The 14,886-nt window shown below is 70.7% G+C and carries 13 protein-coding genes; 4 read left to right on the top strand and 9 right to left on the bottom strand.

The window, feature by feature from the left end:
- Positions 1 to 406: 406 nt before the first annotated feature.
- From ABH935_RS15165 to ABH935_RS15195, 7 genes are all read right to left on the bottom strand, one after another.
- Positions 407 to 1,168 carry an AMP-binding protein gene (locus ABH935_RS15165; RefSeq protein WP_370378515.1) on the bottom strand — a complete coding sequence of 254 codons (762 nt, stop codon included), beginning with the start codon at positions 1,166 to 1,168 and terminating at the stop codon, positions 407 to 409.
- 76 nt (positions 1,169 to 1,244) lie between these two features.
- Entirely contained in the window at positions 1,245 to 3,233 is a 1,989-nt protein-coding gene (locus ABH935_RS15170; protein WP_370378516.1) for a biotin carboxylase N-terminal domain-containing protein, read from the bottom strand.
- 56 nt (positions 3,234 to 3,289) lie between these two features.
- Positions 3,290 to 4,882 carry an acyl-CoA carboxylase subunit beta gene (locus ABH935_RS15175; RefSeq protein WP_370378517.1) on the bottom strand — a complete coding sequence of 531 codons (1,593 nt, stop codon included), beginning with the start codon at positions 4,880 to 4,882 and terminating at the stop codon, positions 3,290 to 3,292.
- A gap of 79 nt (positions 4,883 to 4,961) precedes the next feature.
- The gene (locus tag ABH935_RS15180; RefSeq protein WP_370378518.1) at positions 4,962 to 5,765 is read right to left on the bottom strand and encodes an SDR family NAD(P)-dependent oxidoreductase; all 804 of its coding nucleotides are present in this window, start codon (positions 5,763 to 5,765) and stop codon (positions 4,962 to 4,964) included.
- Positions 5,766 to 5,937: 172 nt separating this feature from the next.
- Positions 5,938 to 6,582, bottom strand: coding sequence for a DJ-1/PfpI family protein (locus tag ABH935_RS15185; RefSeq protein WP_370378519.1), 645 nt, complete (start codon positions 6,580 to 6,582; stop codon positions 5,938 to 5,940).
- Between the two features lie 30 nt (positions 6,583 to 6,612).
- Positions 6,613 to 7,635, bottom strand: a complete 1,023-nt coding sequence (locus tag ABH935_RS15190) for a GlxA family transcriptional regulator (protein ID WP_370378520.1) — start codon at positions 7,633 to 7,635, stop codon at positions 6,613 to 6,615.
- A 112-nt stretch (positions 7,636 to 7,747) separates the two neighbouring features.
- The gene (locus ABH935_RS15195; RefSeq protein WP_370378521.1) at positions 7,748 to 8,917 is read right to left on the bottom strand and encodes a hypothetical protein; all 1,170 of its coding nucleotides are present in this window, start codon (positions 8,915 to 8,917) and stop codon (positions 7,748 to 7,750) included.
- A gap of 42 nt (positions 8,918 to 8,959) precedes the next feature.
- Here ABH935_RS15195 and hisC point away from each other — a divergent pair, with 42 nt between their 5' ends.
- The 3 genes from hisC (at position 8,960) to ABH935_RS15210 (ending at position 11,980) form a co-directional block, all read left to right on the top strand.
- Positions 8,960 to 10,030 carry a histidinol-phosphate transaminase gene (gene hisC / locus ABH935_RS15200; RefSeq protein ID WP_370378522.1) on the top strand — a complete coding sequence of 357 codons (1,071 nt, stop codon included), beginning with the start codon at positions 8,960 to 8,962 and terminating at the stop codon, positions 10,028 to 10,030.
- A gap of 99 nt (positions 10,031 to 10,129) precedes the next feature.
- Positions 10,130 to 11,335 carry a GAF domain-containing protein gene (locus ABH935_RS15205; protein WP_370378523.1) on the top strand — a complete coding sequence of 402 codons (1,206 nt, stop codon included), beginning with the start codon at positions 10,130 to 10,132 and terminating at the stop codon, positions 11,333 to 11,335.
- Between the two features lie 111 nt (positions 11,336 to 11,446).
- The gene (locus ABH935_RS15210; RefSeq protein ID WP_370378524.1) at positions 11,447 to 11,980 is read left to right on the top strand and encodes a hypothetical protein; all 534 of its coding nucleotides are present in this window, start codon (positions 11,447 to 11,449) and stop codon (positions 11,978 to 11,980) included.
- Positions 11,981 to 12,192: 212 nt separating this feature from the next.
- Here ABH935_RS15210 and ABH935_RS15215 read toward each other — a convergent pair whose 3' ends face one another.
- Together ABH935_RS15215 and ABH935_RS15220 are read right to left on the bottom strand one after the other, a co-directional pair.
- Positions 12,193 to 13,779, bottom strand: a complete 1,587-nt coding sequence (locus ABH935_RS15215) for a multicopper oxidase family protein (protein ID WP_370378525.1) — start codon at positions 13,777 to 13,779, stop codon at positions 12,193 to 12,195.
- On the bottom strand, positions 13,776 to 14,189 hold the full coding sequence (locus ABH935_RS15220; protein ID WP_370378526.1) for a hypothetical protein: 414 nt from the start codon (positions 14,187 to 14,189) through the stop codon (positions 13,776 to 13,778). Before ABH935_RS15220 ends, ABH935_RS15215 begins: the two co-directional genes overlap by 4 nt.
- A 148-nt stretch (positions 14,190 to 14,337) precedes the next feature.
- Here ABH935_RS15220 and ABH935_RS15225 point away from each other — a divergent pair, with 148 nt between their 5' ends.
- On the top strand, positions 14,338 to 14,880 hold the full coding sequence (locus ABH935_RS15225) for a DUF501 domain-containing protein (protein ID WP_370378527.1): 543 nt from the start codon (positions 14,338 to 14,340) through the stop codon (positions 14,878 to 14,880).
- Positions 14,881 to 14,886: the final 6 nt, after the last annotated feature.

The raw sequence follows: 14,886 nt of genomic DNA on the forward strand, positions 1-14,886 counted from the left end.
GCAGCGATCCGACTTGATACCACCGGACCGGTCTGCTTCCGTCAGGCGACGACGCGACGGGGAACCCGGGACAAGGCGACCACAAGCAACGACCGGCAGCCGACTACGCGGCCCCCCCTCCCCGGAGCGAGTGCCGCTCGCCGCGCAGGCGCCGCCGGAGGCCCTGCTTTTGGCCTTAGGCACCCACCAAACGCGGCCGCCAGCCGCCGACTTAACGCGTGCGCAGTGACTCGGACCTGTGCGCGGTCGTGCACACGAACACCGCCGGCCGCCAACGCAACCTGCGGCACGCCACCGAACTGCGCCACCCAGCGGATCCTTCTTAAACTAGTGCGAAGCCGTAAAAAGCTCCTAAAACCCACCAGCAAACCGCACCCGCACACCGCGCCGAACCCCCTCCTGCGGCCTATTCTTCGCGCACCAGCACCGTCTCAGCCCCCGCCGACATGTTCGCCAGCACCCGCACCGCGGCCTCGTGCACCGTCACCGGTGCGTCCACGGCCTCGACGTCGCCGCGGCTCAGGGCCTTGCGACGCAGCGTCTCCGATGCGGATGCCAGCAGGGCGCGGTGCGTGTACTCGCCGCGCGTGGGCCCCTTCTTCCCCGTGGAGGAATACAGGCGCAGCACCGGTTCATCGCCGCGGCCCGAGCTGGCCGCGACCTCGCGGGCGGCGCGCAGCAGCGCCTCGTGGGTCTCGTGGGTCTCCAGCCACGCCTCGTACTCGTCCTCGCGGCCTCCGACGGTGATCGTGCTGACCACCGACGAGATCTCCATCATGGAGTCCTCGATGAGGTCCACGAACTCGTCGCCGACGAACAGGATGCGGGCCTCGGCCTCGTTCAGGGCGTGGACCAGGTGCGCGCGGTCCAGGCGCCAGTCGAGCCAGGTGCAGACCAGGCCCATGTTGCTGGCCGCGAACAGGGTCTCGAAATGGACCGGGTGGTTGCGGGCGAGCACGGCGACCCGCTGGCCGCGCTGCAGCCGGTCGCTGCGGATCCCGGTCACGCACTTGCGGATCCGGGCGTCGAAGCCCGTCCAGTCCCACTCCTCGTCCCCATAAGCGAGGACGGACCCGCGCGCGTTCTCGTCGAGGTTCACACGCACGATGTCGCCGAGCCAGTGGAACTCCACCGGGTCGCGCGTCTCAGCACTTTGCGTGGCAGGCATGCCCCGATTCTGGGCTGAATCAGTCCTGCGCGCCAGCAGTATGCGCGCGCAGGACTTACATTCCCCACACGCCCTATCAGGCCAAAGTCACCAAAATCTGGTGCGCGTCCACGAACTGACCCACGCCGCAGTCCACGGAGGCGACCACGCCGTCACGCCCAGCCTTCACGTGATGTTCCATCTTCATGGCCTCCATGGTCACCAGGACCTGCCCAGCCTTCACCGCATCGCCCGCCGCCACGGCGATCGCGACCACCGTCCCGGGCACCTCAGCGGCGCCGTCATCTGCGGCGGAGGCGTCAGCGTCCGCCGGGAAGCGCGGCGTCGGCTTCCAGGCCGAGTGCCCGCCGTCGCTGTCGTCGATCCACACGACGGTGTCGTCCGCGACCCGCACGCGGCACAGCCGGTCGACGCCGTCCACCGCGACCCGGACCGACTCAGGACCCAGATCCCTAAGTGATACCTCGTACTCGGCTCCGCCGTGGATCAGATACAGCGTCGAGCCGTCGAGACGGTAGGTCACCGGTGTCTCCGGTGCCCGGCGGATGTCCTGCCGGGTCCACGCCGCGTTGGCGCCGGCGTAGGGGAGCAGCCGCCAGCCGGCCGGGGCGAAGGCGGTCGCGCCGCCGGCCGCACGGCGCCGGTGGACGGACACCGCGATGGCCGCCGCGAGGTGCGCGGTGACGTCGGTCCGGTCCTCGGGCGCGGCCAGCGCGGGGTGCAGGTCCAGGAAGTCGGTCCGCGTGGCCCCGGCCAGGAAGTTGGGGTCGCGCAGGATCGCGACCAGCTGGTCGCGGTTGGTCTTCAGGCCCTGGATCCGCATGCCGGCCAGCGCCGAGGCCAGCTTCAGCGCCGCCTCGCCGCGGGTCGCGCCGGTGGCGACCACCTTGGCCAGCATCGGGTCGTAGTAGTGCGAGACGACGCTGCCGCTTCGGACGCCGTCCTCGTAACGGATCCCGGGTACGTCAGCGTGCTCATACAGGGCCAGGGTCCCGGGCGAGGGGATGTACTTGCGTGCCGGGTCCTCGGCGTAGAGGCGGACCTCGATCGCGTGGCCGTGCAGGCCCTCGGGGTCGGGCGCGGTGAGCTCCGCGCCGGAGGCCACCTCGAACTGTTTGCGAACCAGGTCCTGACCCCAGACCTCTTCGGTGACCGGGTGCTCGACCTGGAGCCGCGTGTTCATCTCCAGGAAGTAGTAGGAGTCGTCGGTGTCGTCGAAGAGGAACTCCACGGTTCCGGCGCCGACGTAGCCGAGTTCACGCACCAGCGCGCACGCGACCTCGCCCATCCGGGCCCGGACCACCGCGCCGACCACCGGGGACGGCGCCTCCTCGACGACCTTCTGGTGGCGCCGCTGCACGGAGCACTCGCGCTCGCCGTAGAACACGGCGTTGCCGTGGCTGTCGCCGAAGACCTGGATCTCGATGTGCCGGGAGGCGGTCAGGTAGCGCTCCAGGAAGACGGTGCCGTCTCCGAACGCCGCCGCCGCCTCGCGCCGGGCCCCGGAGACCGCGTTCTCCAGCTCGTCCACGCCGGAGACCAGGCGCATGCCCTTGCCGCCGCCGCCCGCGGAAGCCTTGACCAGCAACGGGAATCCGACGCCTTCGCCGGCCTTGCGCCAGTCCTCGGGCTCGTCGGTGGTCAGCAGCGCGTCGGGCAGCACCGGTACGCCGGCGGCCTGAGCGATGGCCTTCGCCTCGTGCTTGATGCCCATCTTCCGGATCGCGTCCGGCGAGGGGCCGACGAAAACGATCCCCGCCTCGGCGCAGGCCTCGGCGAAGGCGGCGTTCTCCGACAGGAAGCCGTAGCCGGGGTGGACGGCGTCCGCGCCGGTCTTGCGCGCGGCTTCCAGGATCTTGGCGACGTCCAGGTAGGACTCGGCGCTGGTGCTGCCGCCGAGGGCCACCGCGACATCGGCTTCGCGCACATGCGGCGCGTCGGCGTCCGGATCGGAGTACACGGCGACGGTGCGCAGGCCCATCGCCTTGGCGGTGCGGAAGACCCGCCGGGCGATCTCGCCCCGGTTGGCCACCAGCACTGTCGAGAACGTCGGATACGTCGGCATGGCGTCACTGTCTCACAGGTCGGACAGTCGTTCATGGAGCTGTGAGCCGCGTCACCCTACATCCGGAAGGGCGCGAACTGGCGGGTCCCGACCACCGGCCCGGAGTCGATCGCGGACAGCGCGAGGCCCAGCACGGTCCGGCTCTGGCGCGGGTCGATGACGCCGTCGTCCCACAGCCGGCCGCTGGCGTAAACGGCGTCGGACTGGCCGTCGACCATGGCCTCGACGAACTCGCGGGTCTGCGCGTCGGCGGCCTCGTCGTACGGCTGCCCTGCTTTTTCAGCCTTTTGCCGCTGCACGATCGACATCACCCCGGCCAGCTCCCGGCCGCCCATCACCGCGATGCGGTGGTTCGGCCAGGTGAAGACGAAGCGGGGGTCGTAGGCGCGACCGGACATGCCGTAGTTGCCGGCGCCGTAGGAAGCGCCGACCATCAGGGTCACGTGCGGTACGGCGGAGTTGGAGACGGCGTTGATCAGCTTGCTGCCGTCCTTGATGATGCCGCCGCGCTCGTAGCGCGAGCCGACCATGAAGCCGGTGATGTTCTGCACGAACAGCAGCGGGACCTCGCGGGCGTTGGCGAGCTGGATGAAGTGCGCGCCCTTGTTGGCCTCCTCGGAGAACAGGATGCCGTTGTTGGCCAGGATGCCGACGGGGTAGCCGTGGATGGAGCCCCAGCCGCAGACGAGCGTGGTGCCGTAGAGCGGCTTGAACTCGGAGAAGCGCGAGCCGTCGAGCACCCGGGCCAGGATCTCCCGCACCTCGACGGGGCGGCGCAGGTCCATCGGGGCGAGCGCCAGTAGGTCCTCGGCGGCGTACAGCGGCTCGTCGGGACTCTCGGTCGGCCCCGGGCCCGCCTTGCGCCACCGCAGATCGGCGACGATCTGGCGGCCGATGCGGATCGCGTCGCGCTCGTCGCGGGCGAGGTAGTCGGCCAGCCCCGAGACGCGGGCGTGCATGTCGGCGCCGCCGAGGGTCTCGTCGTCGGTGTCCTCGTTGATCGCCATCTTCACCAGCGGCGGTCCGCCGAGGTAGACGGCGGCCTGGTTCTTCACCATGACCGTGAACTCGCTCATGCCGGGCACGTAGGCGCCGCCGGCCGTCGAGGACCCGAACACGATGGACAGCGTCGGGATCCCGGCGGCCGACAGGCGTGAGATGCCCTTGAACGAGGCGCCGCCGGGCACGAAGATGTCCGCCTGCCGCGGCAGATCGGCGCCCGCGGACTCGGTCAGCGAGATGAGCGGCAGCCGATTGCGCTCGGCGATCTCCAGCATCCGCAGCTGCTTGGCGACGCCCGAGGGGCCGACCGCGCCGCCCTTCACCGTCGGATCGTTGGCGCCGATCATGCACTCCACCCCGGCCACGGTGCCGATGCCGGAGACCCCGCCGACGGTCTCGGACGGGTCGTGCGTCCCGGCGAGCGCGGCCAGTTCGAGGAACGGCGCGTCCTCGTCGAGCAGCAGGTCCAGGCGCTCGCGCACGAGCAGCTTGCCGCGCGAGCGGTGGCGCTCGGCGTACTTCTCACCACCGCCGGCCAGCACCTTCTGTTGCAGTTCCCTGATGCGCGCCAGCGCCGCCAGCACCGCTTCGCGATCGGCCAGAGCCGTCTCCGAGGCGGGGTCCAGCTGGGAGCGGAGCACTGGCATGGCGGCCTCCGGGTTGCGGTGCGGGGTGCGGGCACTACTCGTCGGTAACCTAAACCGGCCCGGGCAGGCACGCAATCGATCAGATCTCTTTGAGCATGCCCCCGTCCACGACGAACTCCGAACCGTTGGTACTCCCCGACCGCGGCGAGGACAGCAGCACGATCGCATCCGCCACCTCCTGCGGCTCCACGAACCGCCCGGTGCTCAGCCGCATCATCTCCGGCAGCGTCTTGTCGAGCAGCGTGTCCCGATCAACCCCCATCGCCCCGGCGAACATGTCCGCGACACCACCCTCGTCGGTCCACCAGTTGGTGCGCGTGATCCCCGGCGACACGGTGTTGACCCGCACCCCCTGCGGCCCGAACTCCTCGGACAGGCCCTTGGAGACGTGGCTGACCGCGGCCTTGGCGGCGGCGTACTCGTAGTTGTTGGTCCCGGGCTGGCGCGCCAGGCTCGACGAGACGTTGACGATCGTGCCCCCGCGCTCGACCAGGTGCGGCAGCGCCACCCGCGTCAGCCGCATGACCGCGAACAGGTTGAACTCGAAGACGGCCTGCCAATCGGTGTCGGTCCCATCCAGAAAGGGCCCACGCGGCAACACAACCCCCGGCGGCGGCCCACCGGCGTTGTTGACGAGGATGTCGAGGCCGCCGAAGGCCCCGACGGCGCGCTCCACAAGCTCTGCCGGAAACGCCGGATCCATAAGGTCGCCAGCCGCATGCAGCAGATTCGGCCCGGCCAGATCCGCCAGCCCCGGCGACCCGGACCGAGAGGCAGCCACAACGAACGCACCCTCCTCCAGCAGAGTACGAACAACGGCGAGGCCGATGCCCTTACTGCCGCCGGTGACGACAGCGACGCGGCCACGCAACGCGAGGTCCATGAGGACTCCTTGAGCTCGATGAAGTGGTTGAAATCGCAACCACTCATCGATCTTGCGTCGCCGGGGGAGTGCGCGCTGGCGGGCTTCGGACCGGTCTTCTTGGCAGGCACCCGCGCCGCGCCGGACAAAGGGCGCGCCTCAAAATCTGCCCACCGCCGACCGACCGGCGCCCCTACCCCCGCCGAGCGCCGCCCGCGATCAGCCCCGGCGTACGCGCCACCAGCTCCGCGCCGGCCTTCGCCACCGAGCCGGTGTCGTACGGGGGCTGGGGGTCGTACTCGATCCAGAGTTGGACCGCCTTCGCGAATTCGTCGCCCTCGATCAGGCCGGCGAGGGTCAGGGCCATGTCGATGCCGGAGGAGACGCCTGCCGCTGTGACCACCTTGCCGCGGCGGACCACGCGGTCGGGGGTGTAGTGGGCGCCGAAGGCTTCCAGTTCGGGGATGGCGTTCCAGTGCGTGGTGGCGTCCAGGCCGGTGAGGATGCCTGCTGCTCCGAGCAGGAGGCTGCCGGTGCAGACCGAGGTGGTCCAGGTGGTGGTTTCGTGTATGCGGGCGATCCAGTCGGTCAGGGGCTTGCGGGCTGCGTAGTCGCGGGTGCCTCGGCCGCCGGGGACCAGGAGGATGTCGCAGGTGGTGATGTCTTCGGGGGTGGCTTGGGCTTCGAGGGCGAAGCCGCCGTCGGCGCCGCGGACCGGGCCCGGTTCGGTCGCGACGAACACGACCTCGGTGTCCGGTAGGAAGCGGAGGACGTCGTACGGGCCGACGAAGTCCAGAGGCATGAAGCCGGGGAACAGGGGGATGGCGAGACGGGTCATGGTCGACTCCTGGGTGCTTCTGGCCTGGGATTACTCGGTCTGCTCGGTCTGCTCGCTCTGCTTGGTCTGCCTGGTCTGCTTGCGGGAACTGAAGTGCCGCCGGTACTCCCCGGGTGTCACCCGGACCGTCCGGTTGAAGGTGCGGTGCATGGTCTCGACCGTGCCGAAGCCGCAGGTCCGCGCGATGCGGTCGAGCCCGTCGTGCGTGCTCTCCAGCAGCCGCCGCGCCGCCTCGATCCGCGCGGCCTCGACGTACGCCGCCACCGTCATCCCGGTCTCGGCCCGGAACACCCGCGAGAAGTGCCGCTCGCTCAACGCCGCACGCCGCGCCAGCGCCGGCAGGCTCAGGTCCTCGTCGAGGTGGTCGGCGATCCACGTCTGCGCCTCGCGCAGCGCGTCACGCCCCGGACGCTGCGCCGCCAGCTGCGTGCTGAACTGCGCCTGGCCGCCGGGCCGCTGCACGAACACCACCAGCTGCTTGGCGATGGCCCGCGCCAGCTCCGCCCCGTGGTCGTCCTCGACGAGTGCCAGCGCGAGATCCACACCGGCCGTGACCCCGGCGGACGTCCAGATCGGGTCGTCCCGCACGAAAATCGGGTCCGCCTCGACCCGGACCTCCGGGAACCGGGCGGCCAGCTCGTCGCACGACTGCCAGTGCGTCACGGCGCGCCGGCCGTCCAACAACCCCGCCGCGGCCAGCAGAAAAGCCCCGGAGCACACCGAGGTCACCCGCCGAGCCCGACCCGCCATGGCCTGAACCCAGTCGACGTACTCGGGAGAATCGCAGGCATCGCGGACGCCCATCCCACCGACTACGACCAAGGTGTCGATCGGCGACGAGACCGCGGAGGCCACCGTGCGATGCGGCACGACGGCCAAACCGTCGGACGCCACCACCGGATCAGCCGACGCGGCCACGACCTCGGTCGCGTACCGACGGCGTCCACCGTCCAACGGAAACAACCGATCGGCCTGCGAGAAGACCTCCAGCGGCCCGCTGAGATCGAGCAGCTGGAACCGCGGAAAGACCAGGAACACCACGCGGCGGCTCACAGCTCTTCTGTCCAACACAGTAAGAGCCTCGCCGCCGCCGGCGAAGTCCGCAACGACACATGAGTGACGAATCCGGCCATGAGGGCCGGCCGGATCCGTCAGCAGTCCTCACTCAGCCCGGCTCACACGCGGTGATCGCCGCGACCATGGCCTTCCCCACCTCAGGCCCCAGCACCCGGTAGTGACTCGAAACGTACGCACTCGAATCCAAGTTGCTGATCGCCCCCGCCGGGAACGCGTACCCCGGCCCCTCGACCGGCAGCATCGCGCTCCAGCACGACTCCGGCGTCGAAAGCGCACCGTGCCGCCCGATCGCGCCGAACTCGTCACGCACATCGCTGTCGGGCACCATCCCGGTGGTGTCCGGCTGGTCCCCGGCCATCCGCGACGCCAGCTCGTACGCGATCCCGACCATGTCGTCGTGGTGCGAGTACGTCACGACCACCGGCCCCTGCAACCGCCCGCCGGACAACCCCGGCCGGAACAGCCCGTCGTGCACCCCGTCCCACTGCTTGGCGAACCCGAACTGCGAGAACGCGCCCTGGATCAGCATCGCCGACGACACCGGGAACGGCTCGCAGTTCGCCAGCGCCGAGGCCATCACCCGCGCCCCGAAGCTGTGCCCCGCCAAGTGCAGCCGCACCTGCGGCCGCGCCGCGCGCACCGCTCCCAGCACCGGCACCAGCCCCCTGCCGACCGCACCGGACCGTGCCTTCATCTCGTAGTACGTCGACAGGTTCATCACCGCCGAGATCCCGTCCTCCAGCGGCCCGAACTTCTCCAGCAGCGCCCCGGGGTCCAGCCCGAAGAAGGTGGCCTGGTGCTCGCCGGGGTTGGCGTACTCCGCCGCGTCCGGCAGGCCCACGATGCTGGCGCTCACCCGGTCCCGGACCCGGGTGACGAACGACGCCGCGGTCCGGCCGGTCGGATCGTTCACGGCCGCGGCCGCCTCGGCCGCCTCAGCGTCCGGCGCCGCGTCGAATCGCTTGGACGGCCACAGGATCCCGAGCACGGCCAGTCCCGGCGGCGCCCCGCCGACCTGCGCCATGGCCGCGGTGAGCCCGGTGTAGAGGTCCTGCGCGCGCAACGGGTCGTCCAACCAGCCGTGCGAGAGCACGAGCAGGTCCGTCACGTCCGCGCCGAGGGCCACCTCCGGGGCGACTCCTCGCTGTTGGGGATCGGCCACTTGACCGTCCGCTCCGAATGACAACTCTCCGTAGGCGAATCCGTTGAGGGTCACACCTGATATGTCCCGCTCCGGGCGGTCGGCGAAAAGTCTCACGGCGGTTAATCTGAGATCACACCCGAGAAGGAGATTCCAGCCGTGGCCGACGACGTCCAGACCCCGAAGCTCCGTGAAGCATTGCGCGGCATCCCTGTGTACAAGGCGGGAAAGATTCCCGACACCTCCGCCTTCAAGCTGTCCTCGAATGAGAATCCTTACCCGCCGCTGCCCGGCGTGCTGGAAGCGGTGCAGAAGTCCGCGGAGAGCTTCAACCGCTACCCGGACATGGCCGTGTCGGCGCTGAGCGCGGAGATCGCGGAGCGCTTCGGCGTGCCGGTGGAGCACGTGGCCACCGGGACCGGCTCGGTCGGCGTGGCGCAGCAGCTGCTGCAGGCCACCTCGGGTCCGGGGGACGAGGTGATCTACGCCTGGCGCTCCTTCGAGGCGTACCCGATCATCACGCAGATCTCCGGCGCCACCTCGGTGCGGGTGCCACTGACCCCCGGCGAGCACCACGACCTGGACGCGATGGCCGCCGCGGTGACCGACCGCACGCGCCTGATCTTCGTGTGCAACCCCAACAACCCGACCGGCGTCGCCATCTCCGAGGACGACCTGGTGCGGTTCCTGGACCGGGTGCCGAGCGACATCCTGGTGGTGATCGACGAGGCGTACCGGGAGTTCGTGCGGGACGACAGCGTCCCGGACGGCGTGGAGATCTACCGCGACCGCCCGAACGTCGCGGTCCTGCGCACCTTCTCCAAGGCCTACGGCCTGGCCGGTCTGCGTGTCGGCTTCGCGATCGCGCACGAGCCGGTGGCCGCCGCGCTGCGCCAGACCGCCGTGCCCTTCGGCGTGAACAGCCTGGCGCAGGTGGCCGCGATCGAGTCGCTGCGGGCCGAGAAGCAGCTGCTGGAGCGCTGCGAGGCGCTGGTCCAGGAGCGCACGCGGGTCACCCAGGCGCTGCGCGAGCAGGGCTGGACCGTGCCGGAGAGCCAGGCAAACTTCATCTGGCTCCGGCTGGGCGAGCGCACCACGGAGTTCGCCGCGAAGGCCGAGGTCTCCGGCATCGTGGTGCGGCCGTTCGCCGGCGAGGGCGCGCGGATCACCATCGGCGAGGTCGAGGCGAACGACATCCTGCTGCGGGTCGCGGCCGAGTTCCGGGACTAGCCGGACGTAGACGGAACGGAAAGGAGGCGGCGCCGGCACCGGCGCCGCCTCCTTTTGCACAAAGCGCCGTCCCGCAGCCTTCGGCCTAGACTCGGATCGATGTCCGAATCACGTGAATCGCCCGGAATAGCCGACCTGCAGGACGCGCTGGCCGCCTCCCGCCGCCGCGAGTCCTGGCTGTCGGCGGCCTCGGACGTCATCACCCTGATGCTGATCGCCGAGGACCCGCACGAGGTCCTCACCCTGGTCGCCGAGCGTGCCCGCGAAGCGTCCGGCGCCGACCACTGCTCGCTGCTGCTCCAGCACGAGGACGGCAGCTGGCGCGTCGACGTGGCCACCGGGCTGGCCGCCGACAAGGTGCGCGGCGCGTCGGTGGAGCCGCATCGGCGGTCGGTGAAGGTGGCGATCACCGGCCGGGCGTTCGCGATGGAGGCGAACGACGCGCACCGCGAAGAGCTGGCGCCGCCCTACCGCGCCTTCGGCGCCATCGTCTACGCCGCCCTGGCCCAGCGCGACGACCGGCCGATCGGCACGCTGGTCCTGGCCAACGCGCCGGGCAGCCGCACCTTCGACGACGAGGACGCCCGCCTGGCCACCGCCTTCGCGCACCAGGCGGGCCTCGCGCTGGCCCTGACGGAGGCACGCGCCGCCGAGGACCGGCTGGCCGTCTACGCCGACCGCGAGCGCATCGCGCGCGACCTGCACGACCTCACCATCCAACGGATCTTCGCGGCCGGCCTGTCGCTGCAGACCCTGAGCCGCCGCCTGAGCACCCCCGGCCCGGACCTGCCGGCCGCCGCCGAGCGCCTGGACGGCGTCATCGACGAACTGGACGCCGCGATCGCCGAGATCCGCACCACGATCTTCGACCTGCAACTCACCGCCGACCAGGAGGCCACCTCGACCCGCGCCCGGGTGCTGCGCGAGGCCTCCCGCGCGGCCCGCGTCCTCGGCTTCGAGCCCTCGGTCCGCTTCACCGGCCCGCTGGACTCCCTGGTCGGCGGCGACACCGGCGCGCACCTGGTGGCCGCGGTCCGCGAAACCCTGGCCAACGCGGCCAAACACGCCGGCGCGACCCGGGTCGAGGTGGTGGTGACGGTGGAGCCGGGACCGGCGACCACGCTGACCCTCGACGTCCTCGACGACGGCGGCCGCCCGATGCCGCGCTGGCGCCCCAACCCCCGCACCGCCCGCCAGGGCCTGTCGAACCTGGCCGCCCGGGCCCGCGAACTCGGCGGCAGCTTCCACGCCGGGCCCGGCGACGGGGACCAGGGCACTCGCGTGACGTGGCGCGTGCCGCTGTAGCTGTGGCCGCGGATCCTCGCTGTCCGGCAAGGCTTTCCGCGTGTGGGGATCCGCAGACCCACGAGCAGAGTCCGCATCTCTTCCGGCTATCGGTGATCTCAACTTCTGCTCGTGGACGTGCGCGAACAGGTAGCACACGGCCTCGAAGTCGGCGTCCAGCACGGCCAGCCGCGGATCGGCGTCGACGGCGGCGTGGAACTCGCGACCGACAGCGAGGATGAAGCCGCGGGCGTAGAGGAAGCCGTCGTCGGAGCCGTCGGTGACGTCGTGGACTTCCTCGCGGTCGAGGTCGTAGAGCTGGCGCTCGACGACGCGATCGAGGGCGGTGAGCTCGGGCGAGGAGAGCCCGGCGGCGAGGTCGCGAAATTGCTGGAGGAAGGTGTCACCGGCGGCGTCGACGGTGGCCATGAGCTGTTGGCCCACCACGTCTTCGGCGGTGCTCGGCACCTGCGGACGCGTCGCCAAAGCGTGGCGGGCAGGACCCACAGACCTCAGTGCGCGGAGAAGCCGAGCGCGCACAGGAGCGCGTCCACGTGCTCGGCCGCGTCCGCGTCCAGCTCCCCTCGCGAGACGGCCCGCGCGAACATGGCCTTCAGCACCTCACGCCGTCGTCCGGTCCACTCCTGGAAGACCGGTGCGAAGTGACGGGTCCAGCTGAGCCTCGGCCATCAGCCCTTGCAGAGTCCTGACACGCAGCGGGTGATGAGCTTCCGTACGCGCTGGATCTCGTACGAGACCTGGCCGGATAGCGCGCATCAACCCAGGCACACCAAAAGGGCCCGGCTGCGGCGACCACACACACCGCAGCCGGGCCCTCCCCCGATTCAGACAGGTCAGAAAGCGGATCTGTCGGCGGATCAGACCACCTGGAAGGTGGCCATCATCCCCATGTCCTCGTGTTCCAGGTTGTGGCAGTGCGCGACGTACCGCCCCCGGTAGGAGTCGAACCGCACCGCGAAGGTGATGTCAGAACCCGGGGACAGCTCGACGGTGTCCTTCCAGCCGTGGTCGTACTCCCCGAGGCCGCCGGAGCCCCGGCCGGTGACCTGGAAGTGCGCGCCGTGCAGGTGGACGGGATGCCGCTCGACCGAGGTCACCGTCCACTGCTCGGTCTTGCCGAACTCCGGCTTCAGCAACGGACGCGCCGGGTCGAAGGCCTTGCCGTTCACGTGCCACTGGCTGCCGTCCAGCGCGAAGACCAGGCGCCGTTTGGCCCCGTCCACCGTCAGCTTCTCGATGGTGGACAGCGTGCTCGGGACCGAGGAGTCGTCGGAGGCCTGGGACGTCACCTTGAACTGCATCACCTGGCCGGCGCCGCCGCTGTCGGCGGAGTTCTTCAAGGTCACCGTCGAGCCGACCGGGTACTTGGAGAAGTCCACGACCACGTCGAAGCGCTCGGCGGGGGACAGGTGCAGGGTGGAGTGCGTCATCGGCGAGGCCAGCAGGCCGCCGTCGGAGCCGACCTGGATGAAGGTCCCGCCGCCGGGGCCGTCCAGCTTCAGCTCGTAGCGGCGGGCGTTGGAGGCGTTGACGATCCGCAGCCGGTACTTGACCGCCGCGACCTCCAGGTACGGCCAGGGCGCGCCGTTCACCAGGATCACGTCGCCCTGCGCGCCGGCGGCGATCGACTTGTCCATGCTCGGCTTGCCGAGCAGCGTCGGGTCCTTCTCCGGATAGATCAGCTGGCCGTCGGCGTCGAAGGCGCGGTCGGCGATCATCAGCGGGATCTCGCGCTCGCCCTTGGGCAGCGGCAGTTTGTCGTCCTCGGCGTCGCGTACCACGCAGAGCCCGAACAGGCCGCGCCAGATCTGCACGCCGCTGAAGTCCATGCGGTGGTCGTGGTACCAGAGCGTGGCGGCGCGCTGGTTGAGCGGGAAGACGTAGTCCCGCTGCACAGCGGCCAGGTGCGCCTGCGGGTCCGCCATCGACGGCATGCCGTCCATCCCGGGCATGGAGGCGGCCATGCCCGGGTTCGCCATGTCCGCGAGCACCTGCGGGAAGACCAGGTCGGTCGGGAATCCGTCGTCGCTGGGCGGGGTCAGGCCGCCGTGCAAGTGGGTGGCGATCGGCACCGGCAGCTGGTTGGTCTGGTGCACGACCATCGGCGTGCCAGCGTGCACGTCCAGGTACGGGCCCGGGAAGGTCCCGTTGTAGCCGAAGATCTTCGTCCGGTACCCGGGCAGGATCTCGACCTCGGCCTGCTTCAGCGTCATCGAGTAGTGGACGCCCTGCGCGTCGGTCGAATCCGGGGCCAGGGGCTTCAGGATCGGCAGCGGCACGGTGTAAGGCTGCGGCAGCTTCGCTTTGCTCGTCAGGGTCCCGGGGTTGATGCCGTCGTCGCCGGGCTTGGCACATCCGGCGAGCGTCGGCGCCAGCACCGCGGCGGCGCCGGCGCCGCCGAACAGCCGCAGCACGCCTCGGCGGGACAGGCGCAGGCCACTCATTCGCCGGCCTCCGCGGCGGGGAAGGCCACCACGGCGGCACCGGACTCGGCTGCGGCCGGCCGGTAGGGCCGCATGATCAGCGGCATGAGCTGGGCGACGCCGCCCATCATGATGACGCCCAGCGGGATGTGGATCCACATGACGTGGCCGTACCCGGCCCCCATCTGCAGGATCTCGACGACGAACAGGGCGGCCGACGTGGTGAACGCCGCGCGCGGGACCAGGCCCCGGCGCCAGGCCGGGAACGCCAGGACGGTCATGACCAGGCACAGCGCCACCACGATCGTGGCGTTGGTGGCGTGCGAGTCGATGGCCGAGTCCTGCCCCGAAAGGAACAGTCCGGCCAGGATCGGTTGCAGCAGGAAGGAAAGCGCGTGGAGCACAGCGACCACGCGCAGGGCAGGAAGCATCGGTACGTCCCCCTCGACGTATTCGTCTCTTACGGTTCGCGATGACCTCACGACCCTGGCACACAGGAGTTGATCTACGCGTCCCACAGCGGAAGGCACCGGTCATACTCCGCTGGAAGTACCTGCCAGGACGTAGGCTGGACGGGCCATGACGAACGACGCCCCCACCCCCGACCACGCCCGGACCGCGCCCCCGGTCGACCAGCTCGACCTGGCCGCCGTCGAGGCGCAGCTGAACCGTACGCCGCGCGGCGTACGCCGGGTCGCGCACCGCTGCCCGTGCGGCAACCCGGACGTGGTGGAGACCGCGCCGCGGCTGCCCGACGGCACGCCGTTCCCGACGCTGTTCTACCTGACCTGCCCCAAGGCGGCCTCGGCGATCGGCACCCTGGAGGCCTCCGGCCTGATGAAGGAGATGACCGAGCGGCTGACGACCGATCCGGAGCTGGCCGAGGCCTACCGCGCCGCGGACGAGGAGTACCGCGCCCGGCGCGACGAGATCGAGGTGCTGGAGGGCTTCCCGACCGCCGGCGGCATGCCGGACCGGGTGAAGTGTCTGCACGTCCTGGTCGGCCACGCGCTGGCCGCCGGCCCCGGGGTGAACCCGCTGGGCGACGAAGCGCTGGCGCTGCTGCCGGAGTGGTGGAAGGCCGGGCCATGTGTCACACCGGGCATGGAACCGGGTGCATAGCGGAAC

Origin of the sequence: Catenulispora sp. GAS73 (assembly GCF_041262085.1) — a bacterium.
In the GTDB taxonomy this organism is placed as follows: Bacteria; Actinomycetota; Actinomycetes; order Streptomycetales; family Catenulisporaceae; genus Catenulispora.

What these genes read in the sequence shown, in the direction of transcription:
- ABH935_RS15220 (WP_370378526.1), bottom strand. Translation starts at nt 14,189, where the DNA reads ATGCTTCCTGCCCTGCGCGTGGTCGCTGTGCTCCACGCGCTTTCCTTC.
- ABH935_RS15225 (WP_370378527.1), top strand. Translation starts at nt 14,338, where the DNA reads ATGACGAACGACGCCCCCACCCCCGACCACGCCCGGACCGCGCCCCCG.
- ABH935_RS15205 (WP_370378523.1), top strand. Translation starts at nt 10,130, where the DNA reads ATGTCCGAATCACGTGAATCGCCCGGAATAGCCGACCTGCAGGACGCG.
- ABH935_RS15180 (WP_370378518.1), bottom strand. Translation starts at nt 5,765, where the DNA reads ATGGACCTCGCGTTGCGTGGCCGCGTCGCTGTCGTCACCGGCGGCAGT.
- ABH935_RS15165 (WP_370378515.1), bottom strand. Translation starts at nt 1,168, where the DNA reads ATGCCTGCCACGCAAAGTGCTGAGACGCGCGACCCGGTGGAGTTCCAC.
- ABH935_RS15215 (WP_370378525.1), bottom strand. Translation starts at nt 13,779, where the DNA reads ATGAGTGGCCTGCGCCTGTCCCGCCGAGGCGTGCTGCGGCTGTTCGGC.
- ABH935_RS15185 (WP_370378519.1), bottom strand. Translation starts at nt 6,582, where the DNA reads ATGACCCGTCTCGCCATCCCCCTGTTCCCCGGCTTCATGCCTCTGGAC.
- ABH935_RS15170 (WP_370378516.1), bottom strand. Translation starts at nt 3,233, where the DNA reads ATGCCGACGTATCCGACGTTCTCGACAGTGCTGGTGGCCAACCGGGGC.
- ABH935_RS15175 (WP_370378517.1), bottom strand. Translation starts at nt 4,882, where the DNA reads ATGCCAGTGCTCCGCTCCCAGCTGGACCCCGCCTCGGAGACGGCTCTG.